The 22,624-nt window shown below is 41.9% G+C and carries 24 protein-coding genes; 5 read left to right on the plus strand and 19 right to left on the minus strand.

The window, feature by feature from the left end; all coding sequences use genetic code 11:
- Nucleotides 1-6 precede the first annotated feature (6 nt).
- The 4 genes from QR40_RS12445 to QR40_RS12460 all read right to left on the minus strand — a co-directional run bounded on the left by QR40_RS12445 (nucleotide 7) and on the right by QR40_RS12460 (nucleotide 3,192).
- Entirely contained in the window at nucleotides 7-405 is a 399-nt protein-coding gene (locus QR40_RS12445) for a Fur family transcriptional regulator (protein ID WP_027292699.1), read from the minus strand.
- A 24-nt stretch (nucleotides 406-429) separates the two neighbouring features.
- On the minus strand, nucleotides 430-1,947 hold the full coding sequence (locus QR40_RS12450) for a catalase (RefSeq protein ID WP_044295256.1): 1,518 nt from the start codon (nucleotides 1,945-1,947) through the stop codon (nucleotides 430-432).
- A 187-nt stretch (nucleotides 1,948-2,134) separates the two neighbouring features.
- Nucleotides 2,135-2,782, minus strand: coding sequence for a hypothetical protein (locus QR40_RS12455; protein ID WP_044295257.1), 648 nt, complete (start codon nucleotides 2,780-2,782; stop codon nucleotides 2,135-2,137).
- A 173-nt stretch (nucleotides 2,783-2,955) separates the two neighbouring features.
- The gene (locus tag QR40_RS12460) at nucleotides 2,956-3,192 is read right to left on the minus strand and encodes a DMT family transporter (RefSeq protein ID WP_081998888.1); all 237 of its coding nucleotides are present in this window, start codon (nucleotides 3,190-3,192) and stop codon (nucleotides 2,956-2,958) included.
- Between the two features lie 318 nt (nucleotides 3,193-3,510).
- Between QR40_RS12460 and QR40_RS12465 the strand changes: the two genes are divergently transcribed.
- On the plus strand, nucleotides 3,511-3,819 hold the full coding sequence (locus tag QR40_RS12465; protein WP_044295259.1) for an aminotransferase-like domain-containing protein: 309 nt from the start codon (nucleotides 3,511-3,513) through the stop codon (nucleotides 3,817-3,819).
- Here the strand turns inward: QR40_RS12465 and QR40_RS12470 are convergent.
- Together QR40_RS12470 and QR40_RS12475 are read right to left on the minus strand one after the other, a co-directional pair.
- Entirely contained in the window at nucleotides 3,812-5,008 is a 1,197-nt protein-coding gene (locus tag QR40_RS12470) for an MFS transporter (protein WP_044295260.1), read from the minus strand. The two genes, QR40_RS12465 and QR40_RS12470, sit on opposite strands and share 8 nt — an antisense overlap.
- A gap of 441 nt (nucleotides 5,009-5,449) precedes the next feature.
- The gene (locus QR40_RS12475) at nucleotides 5,450-6,367 is read right to left on the minus strand and encodes a helix-turn-helix transcriptional regulator (protein ID WP_160295804.1); all 918 of its coding nucleotides are present in this window, start codon (nucleotides 6,365-6,367) and stop codon (nucleotides 5,450-5,452) included.
- 77 nt (nucleotides 6,368-6,444) lie between these two features.
- Here QR40_RS12475 and QR40_RS12480 point away from each other — a divergent pair, with 77 nt between their 5' ends.
- Complete coding sequence (locus QR40_RS12480) at nucleotides 6,445-7,515, plus strand: uroporphyrinogen decarboxylase family protein (RefSeq protein ID WP_044295264.1); 1,071 nt, start codon at nucleotides 6,445-6,447, stop codon at nucleotides 7,513-7,515.
- A 250-nt stretch (nucleotides 7,516-7,765) separates the two neighbouring features.
- Here the strand turns inward: QR40_RS12480 and QR40_RS12485 are convergent, their stop codons facing one another.
- The 4 genes from QR40_RS12485 to QR40_RS12495 all read right to left on the minus strand — a co-directional run bounded on the left by QR40_RS12485 (nucleotide 7,766) and on the right by QR40_RS12495 (nucleotide 10,626).
- Nucleotides 7,766-8,185: a VOC family protein gene (locus QR40_RS12485; protein ID WP_242849045.1), complete on the minus strand. Its 420-nt coding sequence runs from the start codon at nucleotides 8,183-8,185 to the stop codon at nucleotides 7,766-7,768.
- A gap of 499 nt (nucleotides 8,186-8,684) precedes the next feature.
- Nucleotides 8,685-8,807 (minus strand): hypothetical protein, encoded by a 123-nt coding sequence (locus tag QR40_RS32565; protein WP_255348045.1) that lies wholly within the window; start codon nucleotides 8,805-8,807, stop codon nucleotides 8,685-8,687.
- A 48-nt stretch (nucleotides 8,808-8,855) separates the two neighbouring features.
- Nucleotides 8,856-9,605 carry a DUF2087 domain-containing protein gene (locus QR40_RS12490; protein ID WP_044295266.1) on the minus strand — a complete coding sequence of 250 codons (750 nt, stop codon included), beginning with the start codon at nucleotides 9,603-9,605 and terminating at the stop codon, nucleotides 8,856-8,858.
- A 280-nt stretch (nucleotides 9,606-9,885) separates the two neighbouring features.
- Nucleotides 9,886-10,626, minus strand: coding sequence for a hypothetical protein (locus tag QR40_RS12495; protein WP_200889750.1), 741 nt, complete (start codon nucleotides 10,624-10,626; stop codon nucleotides 9,886-9,888).
- A 116-nt stretch (nucleotides 10,627-10,742) separates the two neighbouring features.
- Here QR40_RS12495 and QR40_RS31770 point away from each other — a divergent pair, with 116 nt between their 5' ends.
- The gene (locus tag QR40_RS31770) at nucleotides 10,743-10,898 is read left to right on the plus strand and encodes a hypothetical protein (RefSeq protein WP_160295805.1); all 156 of its coding nucleotides are present in this window, start codon (nucleotides 10,743-10,745) and stop codon (nucleotides 10,896-10,898) included.
- A gap of 540 nt (nucleotides 10,899-11,438) precedes the next feature.
- On the opposite strand, the gene QR40_RS12500 is transcribed toward QR40_RS31770, so the two are convergent.
- The 3 genes from QR40_RS12500 to QR40_RS12510 all read right to left on the minus strand — a co-directional run bounded on the left by QR40_RS12500 (nucleotide 11,439) and on the right by QR40_RS12510 (nucleotide 14,394).
- Nucleotides 11,439-12,041, minus strand: coding sequence for a TetR/AcrR family transcriptional regulator (locus tag QR40_RS12500; RefSeq protein WP_330373731.1), 603 nt, complete (start codon nucleotides 12,039-12,041; stop codon nucleotides 11,439-11,441).
- Between the two features lie 152 nt (nucleotides 12,042-12,193).
- Entirely contained in the window at nucleotides 12,194-13,675 is a 1,482-nt protein-coding gene (xylB, locus tag QR40_RS12505) for a xylulokinase (protein ID WP_027292687.1), read from the minus strand.
- Nucleotides 13,676-13,716: 41 nt separating this feature from the next.
- Nucleotides 13,717-14,394 carry a fructose-6-phosphate aldolase gene (locus QR40_RS12510; RefSeq protein ID WP_044295268.1) on the minus strand — a complete coding sequence of 226 codons (678 nt, stop codon included), beginning with the start codon at nucleotides 14,392-14,394 and terminating at the stop codon, nucleotides 13,717-13,719.
- A 277-nt stretch (nucleotides 14,395-14,671) separates the two neighbouring features.
- Here QR40_RS12510 and QR40_RS12515 point away from each other — a divergent pair, with 277 nt between their 5' ends.
- The gene (locus QR40_RS12515) at nucleotides 14,672-15,418 is read left to right on the plus strand and encodes a DeoR/GlpR family DNA-binding transcription regulator (protein ID WP_044295270.1); all 747 of its coding nucleotides are present in this window, start codon (nucleotides 14,672-14,674) and stop codon (nucleotides 15,416-15,418) included.
- Here the strand turns inward: QR40_RS12515 and QR40_RS12520 are convergent.
- Genes QR40_RS12520 through QR40_RS12530 form a run of 3 tightly spaced genes read right to left on the minus strand, consistent with a single transcriptional unit; the run spans nucleotide 15,411 to nucleotide 19,123 of the window.
- The gene (locus QR40_RS12520; protein WP_027292684.1) at nucleotides 15,411-16,751 is read right to left on the minus strand and encodes an MFS transporter; all 1,341 of its coding nucleotides are present in this window, start codon (nucleotides 16,749-16,751) and stop codon (nucleotides 15,411-15,413) included. The two genes, QR40_RS12515 and QR40_RS12520, sit on opposite strands and share 8 nt — an antisense overlap.
- A 29-nt stretch (nucleotides 16,752-16,780) precedes the next feature.
- The gene (locus QR40_RS12525) at nucleotides 16,781-18,301 is read right to left on the minus strand and encodes an FGGY-family carbohydrate kinase (protein ID WP_044295271.1); all 1,521 of its coding nucleotides are present in this window, start codon (nucleotides 18,299-18,301) and stop codon (nucleotides 16,781-16,783) included.
- Between the two features lie 45 nt (nucleotides 18,302-18,346).
- Complete coding sequence (locus QR40_RS12530) at nucleotides 18,347-19,123, minus strand: SDR family oxidoreductase (protein ID WP_027292682.1); 777 nt, start codon at nucleotides 19,121-19,123, stop codon at nucleotides 18,347-18,349.
- 286 nt (nucleotides 19,124-19,409) lie between these two features.
- Here QR40_RS12530 and QR40_RS12535 point away from each other — a divergent pair, with 286 nt between their 5' ends.
- A complete protein-coding gene (locus QR40_RS12535; protein WP_044295272.1) occupies nucleotides 19,410-20,564 on the plus strand; it encodes an ROK family transcriptional regulator in 1,155 nt (384 codons plus the stop codon).
- 33 nt (nucleotides 20,565-20,597) lie between these two features.
- Here QR40_RS12535 and QR40_RS12540 read toward each other — a convergent pair whose 3' ends face one another.
- The 3 genes from QR40_RS12540 to QR40_RS12545 form a co-directional block, all read right to left on the minus strand.
- The gene (locus QR40_RS12540) at nucleotides 20,598-21,422 is read right to left on the minus strand and encodes an SDR family NAD(P)-dependent oxidoreductase (protein WP_044295274.1); all 825 of its coding nucleotides are present in this window, start codon (nucleotides 21,420-21,422) and stop codon (nucleotides 20,598-20,600) included.
- Nucleotides 21,423-21,585: 163 nt separating this feature from the next.
- Nucleotides 21,586-21,780 (minus strand): DUF2935 domain-containing protein, encoded by a 195-nt coding sequence (locus QR40_RS33170; protein ID WP_334291786.1) that lies wholly within the window; start codon nucleotides 21,778-21,780, stop codon nucleotides 21,586-21,588.
- Nucleotides 21,781-21,789: 9 nt separating this feature from the next.
- Complete coding sequence (locus QR40_RS12545; RefSeq protein ID WP_044295276.1) at nucleotides 21,790-22,539, minus strand: cyclase family protein; 750 nt, start codon at nucleotides 22,537-22,539, stop codon at nucleotides 21,790-21,792.
- Nucleotides 22,540-22,624: the final 85 nt, after the last annotated feature.

A 22,624-nucleotide genomic window follows, 5' to 3' on the forward strand; every position in this document is an offset into this window, starting at 1 on the left:
CGTTTTCTAATCCTTATTAAGTATTGACTTCTGACAGTCGCAACATATGCCATCAAATACAGTGCGGTGGCGCATTACAATATAACTGGTCTGCTCTTGGACTGTAGTATCCAGATGTTCGTTATAAGAAAGCGGCAGATCTGTTATATTTCCGCATTTCGTACAGATTATATGATAGTGGTAATCCAGCCGACAGTCAAACCGGTCTGCACTTGGCACTTTAACTTGTAGAATCTCTCCGGATTCAGTCAGGAGATTTAGGTTGCGGTATACGGTTCCACGGCTGATTTTATCATCCTTTTCCCGTGCCTCCAGGTAGATTTCATCTGCACTTGGATGGTCATGGTGAGATCTGACAATTTGTAACACAAGTTCACGTTGTCTGGTATTTCTTTGCTGTTTCATAAAACACACCTAACAAATTATATTTTACTCCATTATAGGTGAAATCGTTGCCTGAATCAAGCTTTTATTGTCCAATTTTGCAAGCTTTTTGACCTTGTCCATTGATAAACCTGCAGCCTCAGTAAAACGTTCGCCATATTCCGGATCTGCCAGATAGCAGTGAACGGCATGACGGTACTTAATATTAGGGGTAACGCTTGCAATATCATCTGCAGTATTCTGTATCAGGATTTGCTTTTTTTCTTCTGTCAGAACCCGCCATAAGTCACCACCTGCACGGAAACAATCATCCGTGGGATCGTCCTTTGGATCATAACGGTACATAGCACCTTCCAGAGAAAGCTCAGGTTCCATGACCTCAGGCTGTGCAGTCCAAACCCCGGCACTGTTAGGAGTATAAGCAGGAGCTCCGCCATAATTTCCATCTGTACGCATGGCACCATCCCTATGATATTCATTTACCTCCACTTTTGCTCGGTTTACCGGGATATGATTATGGTTTACCCCCAGACGGTAGCGCTGTGCATCTCCATAAGCAAAAAGTCTTCCTTGTAAGAATCGGTCCGGACTAAATCCAATACCCGGCACCACATGCGCAGGGGCAAATGCAGCCTGCTCAACCTCAGCAAAATAATTATCCGCATTTCGGTTTAATTCCAGCTCTCCCACTTCAATAAGCGGGTATTCCGCGTGTCTCCAGATCTTAGTGATATCAAATGGATTTTCATAGTGGTTTGCAGCCTGTTCTTCTGTCATAACCTGGACATACATGGTCCATTTGGGAAAATCACCTTCTTCAATGGCATCATACAAATCTTTCCCGTGATATTCCCGGTCCAAGCTATTAACTTTTGCGGCTTCTTCATTTGAAAAATTCTTTATACCCTGCTGCGTTTTAAAATGAAATTTGCACCATACACGTTCATTTTTTTCGTTGTATAGAGAAAATGTATGCTCGCCAAAAAAGTGCATATTCCGGAAAGAAGCTGGAATTCCGCGATCGCTCATAACTATCGTTATCTGATGGAAGCATTCCGGAAGGAGGGTCCAGAAATCCCAGTTGTTTTGTGCAGAGCGGCGCCCTGTGCGGGGATCTCTTTTGACTGCACGGTTCAAGTCAGAGAAATTATGAACATCCCTGATGAAAAAAGTGGGGGTATTATTCCCAACCAGATCCCAATTACCTTCTTCGGTGTAGAACTTCGTGGCAACACCTCGTATATCACGCTCACAGTCTGCCGCTCCACGTTCTCCGGCTACCGTGGAAAAACGGGTAAAAGTTTCTGTTACAGCGCCAGGCTGTAATACCTTTGCTTTGGTATACCTGGAAATATCATGGGTTACTGTAAATTTCCCATAAGCCCCCCAGCCCTTTGCGTGCATGCGGCGTTCCGGAATTACTTCACGGTTAAAATGTGCCATTTTCTCCATCAACCATACATCCTGCATCATCACTGGTCCTCTTGAACCGGCGGTGATTGAAACTTCATTATCGGCTACCGGAGCGCCGACCTCGTTTGTCAAATTTTTATGTTCATTCATAGCAAAACTCCTTTCAATTATTATATATGTGATGTGTTAATGAGTATCTTTCTGAACAGCTGCTGCCTTACTTAAATTTTGGTTTTTCGGGTACCAGCCCTTTTCCACCTATCCACCCCTCCTTTTTCTCCCTGTTAATAGAACGATAGCGGGATAAATAATTATGTATTCGAAAGATTATTATCCCCTACAGAAATAAGCACATGCCGATAATCCAGAGGTAGCAGCCTGTTTTGGGCAGCATCAGCATTCCGATCTTAGGGTTACGGTTTGCAAAAAGAACAACCGGAAGATAAAAGGAAAAGCTTAATAAAATGGCAAGCCACATATAATGGACACTTGCTATCACATTTCGATTCACAAAAAAGAGTATAGACACCATAAGGCCCATAACAAAGAAAGGAATGTTACGATAAATTCCCCACTTCACCGGAGGTTGGGCATCTGTCCAACGGTTCCACGGAAGTAAACAAAGTGCTATGCGCAGAACAGCCAAGACATAGATTATATAGTTCCAGAATGGTAAAACCGAAATATTACTTATCTGCAGTCCTATCTGCCAAAGCAGAAGGTAAAATACAGTCATAGAAACAGAGGTAATCTGCTTACCACGCCCCAATGCAGTTCGCAGGGCTTTTTCATTTTTAGAAATGATAACCCTGATACGGGGAAGAAGATGAAAAGAATCTCCAATTACCAATATCAAAGCCATAATTCCAGCCAGCATATGCAATTTGGAAGCAGATACCATAAGCAGAAAAATCCCCATTATTAAGGCTGAAAGCAGGTACAATATATCAAAAGCAATTTCAATCTTTCCAAAAACTCGTTTCATTATAATTCTCCTATCTTCCAAATAAAACAGTAATAGTACTTAGTACTAATAATAGCCGATTATATGATCCGTGTCAAGGAATTTTATTCCAAATGATGGAAATATGTAAAAGATACCCGTCTATGCCTATGAATTTGAAGAATCTTGTTTTTCGTTAAAATGCAGGCAGGAAATCAAAATCCCCCCAATAATACACCCCAGTCCAACCATATGTTCCCCATAACAGTTTCTTTCAAAACAACCGCCGACAATACAATACTGCTGACCGGAACCATACTGGTAAAGACTGCCGCATTGCTGGCGGGAACTTTTTCTATTCCTTTAAACCATAACACATAAGAGATAAACGAAACGAAAAAACCGTAATAAATCACGCAAATAACAGAGGAAAGATCTATTCTTGTCCTAATGTTTGCAGAAGGCTATCTGGAAGGACACCAGTGATCCGGCACGATTGTAGCATACGGCATTCAGGAGTTAAAAAAACCGCTGAATCATGCAGGTATAGCTGGAATCCAAGTAAAAATAAGTTAAATCAGACAGATGATATAAATACTATAGGGGATAGGAATAAGACAGACAAAACAGCTAATACAGAGTCAATAGAGTATTCAGGAAAAGTTCATCATAAGGAAAAATATAAGAATACCGGAATATAACAGAACACTGGCAAATTTTTAGAATACTGGAGAATTTCAAAACACTGAAGAATTTCAGAATACTGGAAAATGAAAAAGTACTATCACAGAAACCAAAATCATCTGATCCGGGAATTAACGGATCAATTTGCCAGTGAGTTTAAAATCCTCGGGCAGACTGCCGGACTGCATATGGTAGTCCGGTTTCATAACACAACCTTTTCCAGGGATCTGGTACAGGAAATAGCACATCAGGGCGTCCGCATATACCCGATTGAAAATTATCTGCTGGAACACTCCGGCTGCAATTATGCCAGCGAAATACTTATGGGTTACTCTCATTTGAGTTTTGAAAATATTGCAGAGGGCGTCCATATTCTTAGGAAAGTCATTACCTAGACGATGCATATTTTTTTGCAACAATTTTATTTAACCGCTCGGACATAACCAGCATCAAAATTGCAAAAATACTTAAATATAATGGAAATATACTAATGTTGATAGCGGAAGCAAGAAAACCAAAAAGCGGCGGCATAATCGTTGTACCCACGTAGGCGCTTGCCATTTGGATCCCGATAATCCCCTGTGAATTTTCTCTGCCAAAATTAAAAGGTGTTGAATGGATAATAGCCGGATACGTGGGAGCACATCCCAGCCCCGTAATAATTAATCCAATCATTGCAAAAAACGTGCCTTCTACCGGCAGGGCAACGAAAATGATTCCTAACAATGAAAGCAAAATACCAAAACGGATTAGTAACTTATCTCCTAATTTATCTGCTATAAATCCACAGAGAAATCTCCCCGCTGTGATACCAAGACAAAACAGAGAGGCAAACCTTGCTGCAATACTCACGTCCAGTCCCCTATGCTGCACCAGATAACTGCTTGCCCATAACATTGCCGTCTGTTCCAGCGCACAATATGAGAAAAATGTTACCAGAACCAGGGGAACCCCTTTCATTTTTAAAATCTGCGCAAACCCCAGGGGTCTGGATGAAACTTCCTTATCAAGTTCCGCATGTTGTATATGATCTGTATTTCCCCTCTTCCAAAGCGGCAGGCTGATAAAGAGAATTACAGTTAATATAATCTGCACGATACTGACCACAAGATAACCACTGTGCCATCCATGGCCACCCGTAAGGCAAAAACTCATTATGTACGGGCTGACAGCCGCCCCAACTCCCCAGAAGCAATGCAGCCAGCTCATATGGCGTGATGCATAGTGCAGGGCAACATAGTTATTCAGTGCTGCATCTACCGCTCCTGCTCCCAGTCCATACGGAACCGCCCATAAACACAGCAAAATAAAAAAATTCGATACCGAAAATCCAAACAGCGCCATGGCTGTTAAAAATACACTGAATGCCGTAACTAATCCGGCTCCAAATTTCCTGGTAAGCCTGTCTGACAGAAGGCTTGAGACAATTGTCCCACAGGCTATAATCATCGTAATGATTCCCGCGTATGAAAAAGGAACTCCCAATTCTGACTGCATCACTGGCCATGCAGAACCTACCAGGGAATCCGGCAGTCCCAGACTGATAAATGCAACATAAATAATCACTAGTAAAAATGAAAACATAGCAAACTCTCCAACTCTATATGATAGCGCCTGTTTTGGAATCCAAAAGATTGGAATTTAATACAAATCAAAACCTTCACCTGCACAATCTGATAATGCCAGGAGAAAATCTCACCACTTAAAAATCACTAAGGATTCTGCGCCGCATAGAATATTATTATAATGTCTGTAATTAACTTTTCATATAATAAAAATGTCATTTTATATGAATATTATGTCATATTCACATATAAAGGCTCACATGTCACTCAACATGTTACTCACATGTTGAAAATGTACTGCAATCCAACATAATATCAAAAACGGAGATACATATTTTTTATCCATTAGTTCATAAAGTTTAAATTTACCGTTAATGTTCTCTATTTCAAATATTGACTCATAAGATTGTTTTGAACAGGAGCCATAAGCCACTTATAAACTGTTAGCTCTAGCTATTATTCACAAATTCAAATGATTCTTACGAAACTCCTGCGGTGATATATTGCAGTGCTTCTTAAATGCTTTAGAATATGAAAATCCATCTGCAAAATTACATAAAAGTGCTATTTCATTTAAATTCTTCCCGGTGTCTAACAGCAGGGTCTTTGAATAATTAATCCGGCTGTCAATCTGATATGCTCCCGGGGAAATCCCGTACATATCCTTAAATTTTTTCCGAAATCTGTCATAAGACATGCCGATACAATCCGACACCTCTCTGGCATTTAAAAAGCGTGGCTTCCTCTGGCAGAGCAGTTCCTCTGCCTTCTGCATTTTCGCAAATTCCCTGCCATCCACATATGAATTTCTGGCACTTCGAAACATCTCGATTGCAAATTCCTGACTGTAAAGATACAAAACCGACAGCTGCTCTTCCGGCAGTTTCCGGAAACATTCCATTAAATAATTGCACTTTTGAAAAGTATGAGGGGTCAGTCCCGGATAAATCACAGGTGTATCCGAAATTAGTTTCAGATCTCTTAAATTCTCATAAGTTTTTTTGCCAAAGCAAACAAAAAACTCCAGCCATTTTCCATCCGGATTTACCATGGTTGTATGCTTCCTGCCCGGCAGCCTCTGTATGTAAGCTCCCGGTTCCAGATCATATTCATATCCCTCTGAATCCGTATAACTCCCCGATCCGTCCAGCAGCAAAAATGCACCATAGTGTTCAAAAACAAGACCACTTTGAGAAAAACCTGCATTTGGTTTATGCAGGAAACCACAGCTTAAAACGCCGTCCTGGGGACTGTGGGTAATATTATAATGCATCGTTTGATTGCGGTACAACCGCTCCGGTATTTTCATCTCCTTCGTCCTTTCTATTTCCAAAAATGACATGCCCAGACCAATAATCCCATTCATATTCTTAATCATATATGCTAACATGTGGATAAGTCAATAACAAAAAAGAAAAGAAAAATATTGTGAAAGGAATATAAACAGGTGCTGATATGACAAAAAGAGAAAACTTAATCGCTATGCTAAAGGGTAAACCTTACCAGGAGGTGCCCGTAGAATTTAATTTATGCCCGGAACTAGTGGCGACCTATCATGAAAAAACAGGAAGTGACCTGAGCTATATGGAGTATTTCCAGATGCCCTGGCGCTATGTGGATGATATCGCCATCAAAGAAAATCCGGAACAGTTTCTTAAATATTATCCCTATGGATTGAAAGAAGGATCTAAAATCGATGTATGGGGAATTGCACATGAACCAGGCAGTGCCGCTGCCAAGCATATGACAAGAATGCGCTATCCGCTTAGTCTGACAGAGGATTTGGAAGAAGTTAAGGATTACACTTTTCCCGATTTCGCTGCAGGCAATGCATCCCATCAGCCAGAACAGGTTAAAACAATCCATAAACAGGGACTGGCTGCTGTAGGCAGTATGCAGGTGACTATCTGGGAAACATCCTGGTACATCCGGGGTATGGAAAATCTCATGTCTGATATGATCTGTGATCCGGAAATTGCTTCTTTCATTTTTGACAAAGTCACGGCACAGGCGCAGATTCGTGCCAGGTCTTTTGCCCTGGCAGGTGTGGATATCATTTACCTGGGTGACGATATTGGGATGCAGCACACCCAGATGATGAGTGAAGATCTCTATTGCGAATGGATTTTACCGCGCCTGAAGAAAGTAATTCAGACAATCCGTTCCGTTAATCCGGAAATTATTATATTTTACCACAGCTGTGGGTATGTTACCCCTTTTATCCCCTATCTGATCGAAGCAGGAATTGATGTTCTGAATCCTATTCAAAGCGAATGCATGGACTTTCAGGAAATTTTTCAAAAATATGGCGGGAAGATTGGATTCCATGGCACCATTGGGACCCAGACCACCATGCCCTTTGCCTCCCCGCAGGAAGTGAAAGCAACCGCCATCCATTTACTGGATATTGCCGGCAAAACCGGCAGGCTCTTTTTGGCACCTACCCATATGCTGGAGCCGGAGGTACCCTGGGAAAATATCACGGCATATGTAGAAGCATGCAGAAATTATACTCTGCAATTTTAGTATATTTTTGAAAGCATTGTCGGCTACAGTGGTTACCTTTTAGGTATTATCGGATATTATAATTAGGCTTTTTTGCTTAAATGTATCGTTTTTTTAACTTCAGGCAAAATATCTCTTACGACACCAGTAAAAAATGCAAAAAAGAATCGTTTAGTCTGACTGCGTGCTAAAAATCACGTTCAGACAAAACGACTCTTTTTTATTTTTACTTTTATTTTCTTTTATTTTTCTTTTATTTTCTTTTTTCCCATTAATCCTCTCGGTAAGTGTCCAGACAGAACGGATGCCCCGCAGGATCAAACAGCGTTCTGGAATCCTCGAAAAATATCTCTTCCGCCAGCCTTGCTCCACAAAGCACAGCATAGCTGATTGCTTCTTCCAAGTCTTCCACTTCTAGATCAAAGTGTATCATTTGTCCCTGTTTTCCAGCTTTCCACGGCCAGACCGGAGATTCATACCCCTCAACCTCCTGAAATGCCATCACATTTCCCTGGGAAGAGGTGATGGCAGACGTCCCATTCTGCGCCGGATGCGAGAGATTCCATCCAAGCAGTCTGCTATAAAATTCCGAAAGTACTTTAGCGCCTCCCATACCACAGTCCATCACAATAGGCCCCATTTTAATATTGGGTCTGTTTTTCTCCATATCAGATTCTTTTAATAGTTCCATACTGATCTCCTCTTTCATTTTTTATTCATATATGATCTCTACTACATATTTTTACTTAAATGAATTCTCAACCACACTCTTATGCGTCATTACTTGAACTTGAGACTCACTCCAGGTTTATTATATTTGGGTTTAGCTGATTAATGACGCTTTGTAGATGTAGGTAGTGTACGGAAAGAGAAGGGGACGGAATATGTTTTTCATTCTGTAATCAGAAAAAGGAGCAAACTTCCAACTTCTTTTACACAAACAGCCGAAACATACTGCGCAGTATCCAAAAACGAACTGCCTGCCACAGCCCAGGGGTTCCAATCTGCTGAGAAAACCAGCTTTGTATCAACGAATGCGATCTCGGAAAGATGGGTGTGGGAAACTGGTATGGGCGGAGGAAGCGTAGAGCAGAGCTGAGTATTTACTTACCTTTTCGAAATGTTTTTTGGCGGATAGTATTCGACTGGCTCCCATCGGATACTAAGCGGGTACTGAACCGAGAAATGCATCAGGATTTCTCGGTGAATACCCGCGTGCCGCCAAAAAGCGCTTCGGAAAGGTTAGAAAATACCAGTTCTGCGGCCAGCTGACGGAGCCCATGCCAGTTTCCCACACCCATCTTTCCGTACACTACCTACATCTACAAAGCGTCTTCCTCAGCTAAACCCAAATTAAACAATTAAATTGTGAGCCAGTATTCCGCTCCGTCTTTCGTTCTTTCCATAAACCCATACATAACCAAATAGCGCCGTAAGGTCATATAATCTTCAAAGACCGGCTTCAATATCTCATTTACCTCTTTCTCGCTATAATGCTTTCCCCGATCAAATTCTTCTGCTATTTTTCCTAAAATAACAATCTTTTTCTTTTCTTTTGGGGAGAAGTTTTTTAATACTAAAGGTGAAAGGGTTTTGAAAGATGTTTCTAAAATGTGTCGCTTTTCCTGTTCTGTAATCAGATACCGGTCATCTACGTAAATTGCTTTGTCGTGAATGGGAATAAAGGCATTCTCATTTTCAGCATGTTCTTCAAACACCTGTTCATAAATAGCAAGATATAATCTGGCCTGTTTTGCTTTTTCCCGAAATGTAAATCTCTGGCGTCTGACCGTAGAATCGGAAATACCGGATTTTTTTGCAATTTCACCGTCTGTCAATCCCGCATAAAATAACGTCATAAGTTCTCTTTGATTTTTCGTTAATGTATTGTACTTCGTGTCTGAATTTACCAGCTGAGCAAAGTTACTCTTATGCTCTGCTGCAATATGTTTTGCCACCGCGTGTTCCGCCACATAAAAATGACCTCCAATTGAAAAAATCTGCCCTTCCTGGAAAGTCTGATCACAATAAATACAGACATAGGCATCTTTTTCTTTGTCAAACTGATATCCCTTTTTTAACTCTTCCAATGTGAGTTTACCGTAATCCATAATTCCCTCCTGTTCTATTTTTTTATAAACTCAATATAACATTGTTTATAGAAATTGTAAACATATTTTATTTTTCTATAATTATATTTCCAGAACAATGAATTGCAGAATGCAGAACAAGCCTATAACTACTGTTGCAGACTTGGCTTGATTTAAATCTTAATCTTAAATTTTAATCTTTCATCTTAATCTTAAATCTTTATCCTAAATCTTTATCTTAGACCTTTATCTTAGATCTTTATCTTAGATCTTTATCTTAGATCTTTATCAATTGAGTCTATCACAATTCATCATTTTGCTGATCAATCATCCACTCTATCCAATTAGAAAATTCCGTTGCAAGATGTTTTTCATGTTCTCGGATGATACCTTTTGGACAAATTGCGGGGAATTCTACTAATAACCGTACCTTTACTCCTGCCCGCGTATTTTTAAACTGGTGCCGCACACCGCCTATGACAGTACCGTCCCGTAACTTTGCTATTCCCACGGATTGATGAGAGTATTTTTTATTTCGAGGCTCTCTGATTCCCTGTTCATCTCCAAATGTTATAAAGAATTGCACAGGTACAGGTGCAATACCCGTAGTCTCTATCACCTCAAGTGTACCATTTTTATCTGGTTTCAAAACGTAGTGATCCGGGCATGCGGATAAATTAATCTTACGATACTTTCCCTTTGGCTGCAGCATTAATTCATCTAGAAATTCACTTAACTTTTCAGCTGTGATACCATCAATATAGATGATCGTAAGTGCATGACGGCGTCTGCTGCCGGAGATTCTGCCTGCAAATTTCATTGCAATTTCCCCAATTTTTAATTTCCTTCTAAGTATCCGTATCATATCCTGATAGGAATATTGCATTTTTTTGTCCGTTAATAACTTATTCATTTCATCCGCATCATTCATAAAAGGTAAGTCTAGTTTCAAATTACGGATAACTTTTTTTATTCTCTTTAATTTCCATGCGTCCAGTTCTGCTTTTAATATTACTTTACCATCTATCACAATCTTCATCATCCCGGATCCTCCTATTTATATCCTATTACGTTTGAACGTGTCTGAAACAGCCTTGTACTACAGCGTACAATTTTATCTTACATTTGGGTTTAGCTGAGGAAGGGGACGCTTTGTAGATGGAAGTAGTGCGCGAAAAGATGGGTGTGGGAAACTGGCATGGGCTCCGTCAGCTGGCCGCAGAACTGGTTTTCTCAGCCGAGTCGAGACCCCGTGGCTGTGACCAGCTGTTCGTTTTTGGATTCAGCAGAGTGTGTTGCGGCAGTTCAGTATGAATTGGGAGAAATAAGTTTAATTTTACTTGCTTTCCTATCACAGAAGTAACTGGATGTAAGTACTATAACCATAAATATACTGTATTAGAATGAAGAATCCCACTACAGTGATAAGATCAAGCTGCTTTCAGCCAATCACGTCCAGCATGCCACAACCCCAGGGTCACACCATGCTGAGAAAACCAGCTTTGTATCAATAAACTGCATCCCGGAAAGAGAAGGGGGCGGACCATGGCAGGCGTTTGGAAGGCGTATAGCAGATCTGAGCATTTACTTACCTTGCCGGAGTGTTTTTTGGCGTATAGTATTCGACTGGCTCCCATCGGATACTAAGCGGGCAGTGAGCTGCGAAATGCATCAGGATTTCGGAGCGAATGCCCGCGTGCCGCCAAAAAGCGCTCTGGGAAGGTTAGAAAATGCCAGTTCTGCGGTAAGCCTTCCAAACGCCTGCCATGGTCCGCCCCCTTCTCTTTTCGCGCACTACTTCCATCTACAAAGCGTCCCCTTCCTCAGCTAAACCCCAATATAATAAACCTGCTTCTACCTAAAACCAATAACTCTCAGTATATATTTTTTTAATTCAGAAAAGGATGCCGCATTTATTTCCAGAGAAGGATCAAATATACTAGACATACCATTTACGACAAAGGCTGCTGCCAGCTCCGTGTCTTTTACATCAAAAAGTGCTTCCTCACAGCCTTGATCAATGAAATTACGGACGGATTCCCTCATTTTTTCTGTAATTTTATCTGATAAAACAGAATGTCTTTCTGAATGAAAAACACGGTCTGTTCGGTACGGTAACATCTTTTGGCTGTATTTACAAAATGCATCTAACAAAGAATCCACTTTTTCTGTAACCGTTAAGCCTTCCTCTTTGAAAATATGATCAAAAGAGCAAAAGCTTTTTTCCACATAATAATTTAGTGCTTCGTCAAGAAAATCATCTTTTGACTTAAAATAATAATAAAATAACCCAATGGCGACATTTGCTTTTTCCACCACTTGCTGAACACTGATTCCTTTTACACCACTTTCCATATAAAGAGCTATCCCAATTTCCAAAAGCTCTTGCCTGCGTATTTCCGGTCTCTTGCTTATCCTTGTAATAATATCATCTCCTCTAAACTGAATATAGTTCAATTATATCACTGAATTTAATTCAGTCAAGTGATTTTAAAATTTTATATAAAGAAAAATAGTATAAAAATTTTCTTACCATAAACAATAGGCGGTTTTGAAATAGTAATCTCAAAACCGCCTTCACAGTATAACGTATTAAATTTATGATACTATCATTCGTGAGCTTTAAAAAAAGGTAAAAGCCCCTGATAAGCCAATTCAAATCTTTGTTTTACAAAACGATACACGTTCTCTTTTTCTTTGTCTGCCTGATATCTTTGACGGATGTGCAGAAATTTTTCCACTTCGTCAAAACTCTGAAACACCCCGGCACCAACACCAGCGATCATAGCCGCTCCAATGGAGGTCGCTTCTTCAACATGATCCGGAACCTGAAAATCTACCTGCATAACATCAGCCAGTATCCCTGCATTTACCGGGCTTTTGGCTCCGCCTCCGGTCAGTATCATCGTATCAACGGACATTTTCCTGCGGTATGCCTTTAAAATCAATTCCAGATTCATTGCTATGCCTTCCATCGAAGCTCGGACATAATCATCCTTCTTATGCTCCGGATGAATCCCTAGATACGCTCCGCTGGTGTCGGAATTCCACCTGGGGCTTCTTTCACCCAGAAGGTAAGGCAGGAAAATCAATCCTTTTGCACCTGCCGGGGAACGTTTCATCCGTTCATCCAGCAAGTCATAGTCCTCTCCGTCACAAATTACGCTGCGGACATATGAATAAGCACTTCCTGCTGCCTGCATTGTCCCGCATGGCATGTATTTTCCTGGAATTACATGGGCAAAACAGAACAATATTTTCTCTTCGTCTGCAAAGGGAACCGAAGAAGTCCCGCCAATCCAGGCAGAGGTACCAAAGGTGGTAAACAATTCTCCATCCTTTACACATCCTGCCCCTACTGAGGAACAGGGTCCGTCTCCGCCTCCACAGATTACAAGCGTATGCTCTCCCAGTCCACAGGCAGAAGATGCAATTGCCGTTACTTTTCCGGCAATGTCCGTAGAGTTATGTAATTCCGGAAATTTATCACCGTCTATCTCTGCTGCCCCCAATATTTCCCTGGACCATTCCATTTTTTTCAGGTCCATCGCCTGGGTGCCGGAACCGTCGGAATAATCCGTGACAAATTTTCCGGTCAGGCGGAATATAATGTAGTCTTTTGCCTGAAGTACTTTATAAGTTTTCTGATAGATATCCGGCTCATGTTTTTTCAGCCACATAAGCTTTTCAATGGTGTAGCTTGGACTGACTCTGTGCCCGGTCAGTTCATAGATGCGGTCTGCACCCAGTCTTTCTTCCAATAAGGCCGCTTCCTTCACGGCTCTATGATCCGCCCAGATAATCGAATTCCGAAGGGGATTCCCCTGCTCATCTACCGGAAGGCATCCCTGCATCTGGGCACTAAAAGAAACTGCCAAAACCTGCTCAGGGTGAATACCTTCCAGAATCTCTCCGGTTGCCTTACAAAAAGCATTCCACCAGTCCAGAGGATTTTGCTCTGCCCGCTTATCTCCGGAGAAATCCACGTCATAGGAAACCACCGCACTTCGAATCATCTCTCCTTCTGCAGTAAACAGCGTTGCTTTATCTCCCGATGTCCCAAGATCATGGGCAATCAAATACTGTTTCATAAAGTCCACCTTCCTTCCTGCTTTCATACGAAACATTTTCTCTACAGATCAGTAAGAGAAACATCTCCCCTGACTGCCACCCAGTCTGCTTTAAAGTCATCCACTGCCTTCTTCACTGCCGCCATTTCAAAAGAACTGTGCATCAGCATTGGCTGTACCGTAGCCGCATGTGCACCAACTGTAAAAGCACGGTTCACCTGGCGGATATTCTTAAAGCTGGCTGCAAGAATCTTACAGGAAGATTGATTTTCGTCAATCATCTGACGGAAATCTGCAATCGTTTCTTCAAAATCAACATCCAGATTTTCCATACGGTTGCAATAGGGTGCAATGAAATCCGCTCCGGCCATAATTGCCATAAATCCTTGGATCTTTGTATAAATAGCAGTAGCAGTGACGCCGATTCCCTTGGATTTTAACATCATCATTGCTTTTAATCCCTCTTCTGTAGTCGGGATTTTTATAAATACTTTATCATCCACATTTTTCAAAACTGCCTCTGCTTCTTTTAGCATCCCATCTGCATCTTCCGCAAGTACCTGTACATGGAGAGACTTTTCCATGCCAATAACATTCCTGATTTCACGAAGGGTACCGTACAGATCCACATTCCCCTCTGCCTTAAGTATACTGGGATTGCTGGTAACCCCTGTTATTGGATAATACTGGCTGTACTTTTTAATCTCATCTAAATTGGCTGTATCAAATAATAGTTCCATACTGATCTCCTCTTTCTTTTTCTATAAGAGGATTATAATTTTTTTTCTAAGGTTTGTCAACACTATATTTACTAATGAAACTATTTTTTATTTCTTTCGTAAGCATTAATTACTTTCTATATTACATTGTTCCCCTGTCTTTCAGTTCTTTTGATACTACCATAATCGCAATTTTTTATTCGAATCCAATATCTCTTTCTTACGAAACCAAATGATTGCGTTTCTGCTTTTCTTATGTTATAATAAATAAAATTTATACAACGAAAGGGAATGCCAGATGAATCATCGTGAAGAAAAAATCTTAGAACTGCTTACGCTGGAAAATAAAATAGAAGTAGCCAGGCTTTCTGACCTGTTAGACGTATCTAAAGTAACGATCCGAAAAGACCTGGACAGCTTGGAAGAAAAGGGATTAATTAAAAGGGAACATGGATTCGCGGTTCTTGGTTCCCGGGAAGATATGAATTACCATCTGGCATTCCATTATGAAAAAAAGAAACAGATAGCAAGGACAGCTGCCGGCATGGTACAGGACGGGGAAACGTTAATGATCGAATCCGGTTCCTGCTGCATCCTGCTCGCCGATGAACTGGCGCGTACCAGAAAAGATCTGACTATCATTACCAACTCTGCATTTATTGCCGGGTATATCCGCCACTATCCCACGGTTCAGGTCATTCTGCTGGGAGGAACCTACCAGAAAGATTCCCAGGCTGTTGTGGGTCCGTTAACCATTCATAATGTGCGTACTTTCTTTGTAAAAAGACTTTTTATCGGAATAGACGGATTCCAGGAGAGTTTTGGCTTTACCGGAAGTAATTTAATGCGCCGGGAGGTCATCCGTGCCATGTCAGAACAGGCAGAACACACCACAATATTAACAGAATGCGAGAAGTTTTCCCAGAAAGGAGCTGTCTCTCTGCTGCAATATCATGAGGTATCCTGCCTGATCACGGATAACGGGATTTCTCCAGAAAAGGTGGAGCTCTTAAGAAGCAAAGGGGTGGATGTCACCGTCACATAAATTCAGACTGTTGACCGTTTCTTCTTCCATCCAGAACCCTGCTCATTTCCGCTCTTTTTCTATCCAGATTATAAAAATACATCAAAATTCCAATTACCAGGCACAGTCCCAGGGGTATCCAGATAAAGCTTGCTTCAATACATGCCAGAGCCTTTGGAGACTGATTTTCATTCGCCGCATAGCCGCCCCACTTCAATATTCCTCCAATCACCGCACTTGCAAGTCCCATGCTTGCTTTCACGAAGAATCCCTGGAACGCTGCAATCAGTCCTGATATATTCTTGTTCTTTTTATACTCCGAATAATCGATAACATCCGGCTGAATGGCAAAGGTCACGCCAAAGATTCCGTAAATTCCAAGTCCGGTAACGACAAGGCCTGCCAGCAGGAAAAAGGAAGTGGACCTGCCGATATAAATCATCATATCTCCTGCAATATAGATGACGATACTTAAATACATCACCCACTTCTTTCCAAATTTTCTCTGAAGAGCCGGAAGAACTAACAGCATTGGAAGTCCTGAAAGAATTCCAAGAAGTCCCACCAGAGTCAGCCATTGTGTCTTTTGGAGATTATATGTAAAATAGTAAATTACGGTGGTACTTCGGAATACATACAGTCCAAAGTATAGAAAATTCAATATAAAAAATAATATGCTCTGGTCTGTCAGTCCTTTCAGGCTTTCCCGGAGTGTTACCTTTTCTTCCTGTACGGTAGAAGGAACGACCTCTTTGGTACTGAGAAAAGTAATAACAAATATAATCATTGCCACAATGCCATACAAACTCATGGTAATTAAATATCCACGGGCCTTGTCGCCTTTTCCAAAGTACTCTACTAACGGAGCTGTAATGGTCATAACAATGGCCGTTCCAAGCATGGCACAGATCATCCTGGTGGATACCAGGCAGTTTCTCTCATGCAGATCAGAGGTAAGTCTTGGCACAATTGTATTCAGCGGAATATTTACAACGGTATACGCGGTGCAGAGAAGACAATACGTAATATAAGCCCAAACGATTTTCCCTGCACTTCCCAGCTCTGGTATATAGAAAGTCGCAATGGTAAATATGGCAAAGGGTACAGCACCAATCAGAAAATAAGGCCTGCCCTGTCCCCATCTGGTGTGAGTCTTATCCACGATAATTCCCATTCCGGTATCAGTTAGAGCATCTATAAATTTTGTAACAAGCATCAGCGTACCGGCAACTGCTGCCGATATGCCGAATACATCCGTATAAAATATCATCAAATAGGATGCCATTGTACTGAATACAAGATTGCAACCCAGATCTCCGATTCCATAACCCACTCTTTTTCTCCACTTTTTCATAATCATTCTCCTCCAAAAGACTTACTGATTTATATCTTTGACAGCTTTTTCATATCTTCTTTTAAATTTTCATATATGGACTGGTAAACACCGTAATACGCATTGTATTTTTCGTGGTTTTGTTGATCAGGCATTATTTTTTCATCCAGAACCTGCCATTTTTTCACTTGCTCATAGGTAAGCAGACCGGTTCCGATACCCGCCAGCATTACATCCCCCATATTTGCTTCCACATCATAGATGGGGCATACTACTGGATATCCTGTTACATCCGCAAAGATCTGTCTCCATACCTTTGACTTGGTAACTCCCCCTGCCAGCAGAATGTATTCACCCAGATATTCACCGGTAGCCTCCATGGCATTTCTAAGGGAATATGCCACTGCTTCCAAAAATGCCCGGTACAGATGTGCCTTTGTATGGGTCAGTGACAGTCCCAGGATAGTACCTTTTGCATCGGAATCCCAGACAGGGCTTCTTTCTCCCATAAAATAGGGCAGCACCACAAGCCCTTCACTTCCTGCTGGAAGCTTTTCTGCTTCTGCATTTAATACGTCGTATGCCTTTGGACCGCCTGCCTTTTCCACCTCAGCTTCGAACTGGCAGATCGTATTGCGGAACCACTTCACTATCGCCCCTGCAGTAGCTCCTCCTGCAAAATAATAGGATAATTTCTTAGCATCATACAGATAGGGCCATACGATCAGGCCTTTTCCTTTTACCGGTTTATCCGAAATCAGTGCTGCGCACATGGAAGTTCCGATGGCTGCTGCATAGATACCGGAATCAAAAACACCAAGGCCTATATTCGCAGCTCCGCAGTCAATTCCTCCTGCAATTACCGGCATTCCTTCCCACAGTCCCAGTTCCATCGCCAGCTCTTTTTTAAGTCCTCCTACAATATCCGTGGACTCCACAATCTTCTGAGGCATCATTGACATGGGAATTCCCATGGCTTCCATCATTTCTTCAGACCACTCCCTCCGGTTCATATCAAATATGCCTCCGATATTTCCCGCTGAAGAATAATCAATGGCAATTTTCCCTGTCATTTTATATATTACATAGTCATTTGGAGGGAGAAACAGTTTGGTCTTTTCCCAGTTTTCCGGTTCATGGTTCTTCATCCATAGAATCTTAGTATAGCCGTAATAGGGATCTGCCCCGTTGTGTGTGATTTCAAGCAGTTTTTCTTCCCCAATCTTCTCCAGCACCCAGGAAGTCTCTTCATCTGCACGTCTGTCCATCCAGATCATACACGGTCTGACCGGGTTCATCCGTTCGTCCAGTGGAATACCGGATCCTCCATATAATCCGCTGACTGCAATTCCCCTGATGTCCCTGGGATTCACTCCCGATTCCGCTACTGTATTCTTAATGGATGCCAACGCTGCATCCGCCCATACATCCGGCCACTGCTCCGCCCACAATGGTTTAGGGGTCAGCACATCATATTCCTGCAGGTTCTGGGCTATCAATTTCCCCTCGGTATCCATTAAAATAGTTTTTGTTCCGGATGTTCCGATATCCGTTCCTAATAAATAATTCATCTTTCTTCCTCCTGTGGGATTTTAAACTGTTCATTTTTACTGGTTCTAGAAACAGGTAAATGCTCCATCCACAACAAAATCAGATCCGGTTGTAAAGGAGCTGGTATCTCCTGCCAGATAGACACAGATAGACTGGAGTTCCTCCGGCCTGCCCATTCTGCCAAGGGGCGCCATGGCATTCCACTGTTCAATCAGAGGCTGCAGGCTAGGTGAATTCAGGGTCAGTTCAGTCCCGATATATCCCGGGCTGATACTGTTAACCCGTACATTTCTCTTCGCCCATTCAATTGCCAGTGATTTGGTCAGCTGAATTACACCCGCTTTTGAGGCATTATAGGAACACTGCGGCTGCGGCACATTTACAATATGTGCAGACATGGACGCCGTATTAATGATGGAACCGCCGCCCTGCTTTAACATCACTTTTCCCGCTGCCTGTGCCGTTAAAAATACGCCGGTCAGATTGATGTCGATCACTTTTTTCCATTGTTCGTATGTCATCTCCTCTGCCGGGATATTCATACAGATACCCGCATTGCAAAAAGCAACATCCAGCCTTCCAAATTTGCTTAATATGGTTTCTATCATCGCATCAACTTCGTCCGGTTTTGTTACATCCGTTTTAACCGCTATTGTTTCTACTCCATTTTCTGCGGCAAGCTGGTCAGCCGTTCTTTTCGCCTCTTCCATATCCACATCCACAATTGCCAGATCTGCTCCCGCTTGTGCAAATGCCGTGGCAACCGATTTGCCTATTCCTCTTGCTCCTCCTGTTACAAAGATTTTTTTACCGTCCAGTCTCATCTTTTCAATAATTCCCATATCCATTCCATCCTTCCTACCGTTTTATGTAGATTCGTTTTTTCGTTTTCATTTTATACATATTCATTTTATAAAATGATTTTCTAAAATGTAATTACATAATAGCTCTTTTTATCTTCTTGTGCAAGATGGAATAATACTCAAAATTGTGTTATATTTTTTAGATAATTTTACCAAAAGTCTTTTTCTAATTACTTTACATAAAATTATATGCTATAATGATTTTGCAAATCTATTTTACATAACGAAGTGAAATCCTCGTTTTACTTTTATATAAGGAGTTATCATGGAAAAATTTTCTCTTACCGACATAAAAAAAATGAACTATTCTGACGTTTATCATTATATCTATTCCAATGATAAATGTTCAAAGCAATCCATTGCAAATGCACTGCAAATGAGTCTTCCTACTGTAACACAGCATCTGAATATGCTTCTGCAAGAAGGCTTTATTGAGACCTGCGGACAGCTTCAGTCCCAGATTGGCAGAAAGGCAGTTGCATATACCATTACCCCTTCTGCCAGAGTTTCCATCGGTGTGGAAATTTTAAAAAACAAATTGACCATTGCTGTTCTGGATCTGTATGGGCATATCTGGTTTCAGAAAATATGCCGGATTCCATTCCAGGATTCTGCAGATTATTTCAAAGATGTCAGCACGGAAATCAGACAGTTTATCCTGGAGCAGGATATTGAAAGTAAAAATGTTCTTGGCATTGCATTTGCACTCCAGGGGCTGGTATCCCAGGACAGCCGGAACATTATTTATGGAAAGATTCTGGACTGTACCGGTTTATCCATTTCCTCGTTTGAAGAACACCTGGACTATCCCTGCCGTTTTGTACATGACGCAGAGTGCGCTGCCATGACAGAACTCTGGGATCATCCAAAGCTTTCACACGCGGTATATTTTTCACTTGGGTACCATCTGGGCGGTGCAATTATAATCAATGGGGAAATACAGAGCGGGCGCACCGGTCGGAGCGGCACAATCGAACACATGACCCTTGTTCCGGGGGGGCTTCCCTGTTACTGCGGACAAATGGGGTGTATGGAATGCTATTGTTCTGCCAATGCCCTGCTTGCCGGAAACGGGGATTCCGGAAACGAAGATCTGGATGCTTTCTTCGAAGCGAAAAATGCCGGCAGCCGGGAACAGGAAGACCGCTGGGTACGCTATCTCAATTATCTTGCCATGGCAATTAATAATCTTCACATGGTAATCGACAGCGAGGTAATCCTGGGCGGACATCTGGCACCTTACATGAACGAGCAGGATCTGGAATATCTCCATGCCCGCATGCAGAAAACTACTGCATTTCCCGAAGCGGATACATTCCTGTCACTTGGAAAGAGAAAAAGCAGCACCGTGGCTACCGGAGCTGCTCTGTACTATATAAAAGATTTTCTTCAAAATTTAAGCGGCGGGCATGATTGGTAGAATGATTGGTAGATCATATCCCTGACTTCAAAATCAAAACGAAGTCCATCCGCCATCAGTCTGAACCACGGCACCTGTCATATGCGTCGCATCCTCTGAAACTAAAAACAAAATAGATGCTGCCTGTTCCTCTGCCGTCGCTTCTCTCTCCTGCATGGTCTTCGTTTTTTGTCCTGCCATGGACTGCGCTTTTTTCGGATCTAATCCCGCATCCAAAGCCTCTTTCTGCTTTTTCATTACAAATGCATAGGCTTCCTCTACCATAGGGGTTGACGTACCTGCAGGATTTACGGAATTGATACGGATACCATAACGTGCATAATCCAGGGCGAGATTCTTAGTCAGTCCATTTACTGCATGTTTTGAAGCTACATAAGCAGGATTTCCAGGAAGTCCTGTCACTCCTGCAATAGAAGAATTATTAACAATTACGCCGCCCCTGCCCTGGCTTAAGAATTGGGACAGCTCACTTTTGCAGCAAAAATATACACTGTAAAAGTTATTTGCCATTGTAAAATCCATATCTTCTTTTTTTAAGTTATGCAAAGGACCGGGGTTTCCCATCACTCCTGCATTATTAACTGCGATATCCAGTTTTCCATAATGAGCCACTGTTTCCTGTACCATCCTTTCTGCATTTTCTTCCGTGGAAATATCCAGATTTAAGAATATCCCATCTCCTCCGCTTTCCTTTATTTCCCGCAGCACCTCTTCTCCCTGTTCTGCCCGTATATCAACTAATACCACCTTTGCTCCTTCTGCCGCCGCTCTTTTTGCCGTTGCTTTCCCAATTCCTCTGGATGCACCGGTTATGATCATAACCATATCTTCAAATCTCCCTTTAAATACCATCGTCATTCTAAACCTCCTTTTTCAGTAGTGTATACTTAACAAGCGGATCTTAGTCCATTATTTATCTGCAATATGAATGGCCCTCAGATGTTTCTGGGTTATTGCATAAAAATAAGAAGTATATGGGCGGATCGTCACTTCCGCTCTATACTTCTTATTTTCATTTTATCTAATCCTGTTCCTGCAATAATCTCAGGTAGTGGTTCGCTTCCCTCAGTACATGGTCTGCAAGGAGCGGAAGTATAATGGAGGAAATCTCACAATCAGAAATTCCTTTTGTTCCGGCTTCTTTAAAATCACGGTATCTGCAGGTTTCCTCCAGTGTTCTCTGGGTAAGTTCATACCGCCCAATGGGACCCGTCAGGTATAAAAACTATTCTGCAATCGCCCACATCCGCACCGGAAGCCCCGTTGCTCCTTCAATGGGAAGAAATGCCGCAATGACTACGGCTCCCGCAGGAGGGACTTTGTCCAGATTGCACATTACCTCTACCTGAAGCTTACCCTTTTTCAAAAGATAGCGTTCACATGCAAGATCCCCTGCTTGTGCAGCCAGCTCGGATGCATCAGTATCCAGTGTCTCATGTCCGTTTGCTGCTGCATTTCTCACCTCGTAAATATACTGCAGCGCCTCCATAGACCATCCCGGAAAATGTTCACCGCCATTTTCATCGAAATTGGAAATGGCATCCATATCCGGCCAGCGGGAACTCCATCCCGTATACAGTGCCACAAAGGCCCCGTCCGGGATTTCACCGTATTTTTCTTCATACGCTTTAAGGTCCTCTACCGTAACCGCATAGTGCACATCTTGTTTTACCTTATCCGAAATATCAATAACCACTAATGGAAATACCATATCCTTAACGGAATATGCTTCCGATAAAGCTTCCCCTTTAATAAAATGCCCTGGGAAATCAATATGCGTACCAAACTGACCCGGAAATTTGAAAGACTGAATCAGACACTCCAATTCATTGCCCCAGTCATATACCGTTTTTGAAAGCTCCACTGCTCCTTCCGGTATACCGCTCCAATAAGGGCTGGTGTTGTTCAGGGGATGCGAAAGTTCAATCCAGCGGTAATTTTTCAGTTTCTCTAGTTCTTCCCATAGTTTGTACATATATGTTTCCTCCCTATCTGTTATATTTTTACAAAAAGCCATAATATCAGCTATTTGTCAGTTAAAATGTTACGTAACGTAAATA

The organism is Robinsoniella peoriensis (genome assembly GCF_000797495.1).
GTDB classification, from domain to species: domain Bacteria; phylum Bacillota; class Clostridia; order Lachnospirales; family Lachnospiraceae; genus Robinsoniella; species Robinsoniella peoriensis.

Coding starts and splice junctions, on each gene's coding strand:
- QR40_RS12445 (WP_027292699.1), bottom strand. CDS start 405: ATGAAACAGCAAAGAAATACCAGACAACGTGAACTTGTGTTACAAATT.
- QR40_RS12450 (WP_044295256.1), bottom strand. CDS start 1,947: ATGAATGAACATAAAAATTTGACAAACGAGGTCGGCGCTCCGGTAGCC.
- QR40_RS12455 (WP_044295257.1), bottom strand. CDS start 2,782: ATGAAACGAGTTTTTGGAAAGATTGAAATTGCTTTTGATATATTGTAC.
- QR40_RS12465 (WP_044295259.1), top strand. CDS start 3,511: ATGAAAAAGTACTATCACAGAAACCAAAATCATCTGATCCGGGAATTA.
- QR40_RS12470 (WP_044295260.1), bottom strand. CDS start 5,008: ATGTTTTCATTTTTACTAGTGATTATTTATGTTGCATTTATCAGTCTG.
- QR40_RS12475 (WP_160295804.1), bottom strand. CDS start 6,367: ATGATTAAGAATATGAATGGGATTATTGGTCTGGGCATGTCATTTTTG.
- QR40_RS12480 (WP_044295264.1), top strand. CDS start 6,445: ATGACAAAAAGAGAAAACTTAATCGCTATGCTAAAGGGTAAACCTTAC.
- QR40_RS12485 (WP_242849045.1), bottom strand. CDS start 8,185: ATGGAACTATTAAAAGAATCTGATATGGAGAAAAACAGACCCAATATT.
- QR40_RS12490 (WP_044295266.1), bottom strand. CDS start 9,605: ATGGATTACGGTAAACTCACATTGGAAGAGTTAAAAAAGGGATATCAG.
- QR40_RS12495 (WP_200889750.1), bottom strand. CDS start 10,626: ATGATGAAGATTGTGATAGATGGTAAAGTAATATTAAAAGCAGAACTG.
- QR40_RS31770 (WP_160295805.1), top strand. CDS start 10,743: ATGGAAGTAGTGCGCGAAAAGATGGGTGTGGGAAACTGGCATGGGCTC.
- xylB (WP_027292687.1), bottom strand. CDS start 13,675: ATGAAACAGTATTTGATTGCCCATGATCTTGGGACATCGGGAGATAAA.
- QR40_RS12510 (WP_044295268.1), bottom strand. CDS start 14,394: ATGGAACTATTATTTGATACAGCCAATTTAGATGAGATTAAAAAGTAC.
- QR40_RS12515 (WP_044295270.1), top strand. CDS start 14,672: ATGAATCATCGTGAAGAAAAAATCTTAGAACTGCTTACGCTGGAAAAT.
- QR40_RS12520 (WP_027292684.1), bottom strand. CDS start 16,751: ATGAAAAAGTGGAGAAAAAGAGTGGGTTATGGAATCGGAGATCTGGGT.
- QR40_RS12525 (WP_044295271.1), bottom strand. CDS start 18,301: ATGAATTATTTATTAGGAACGGATATCGGAACATCCGGAACAAAAACT.
- QR40_RS12530 (WP_027292682.1), bottom strand. CDS start 19,123: ATGGGAATTATTGAAAAGATGAGACTGGACGGTAAAAAAATCTTTGTA.
- QR40_RS12535 (WP_044295272.1), top strand. CDS start 19,410: ATGGAAAAATTTTCTCTTACCGACATAAAAAAAATGAACTATTCTGAC.
- QR40_RS12540 (WP_044295274.1), bottom strand. CDS start 21,422: ATGACGATGGTATTTAAAGGGAGATTTGAAGATATGGTTATGATCATA.
- QR40_RS12545 (WP_044295276.1), bottom strand. CDS start 22,539: ATGTACAAACTATGGGAAGAACTAGAGAAACTGAAAAATTACCGCTGG.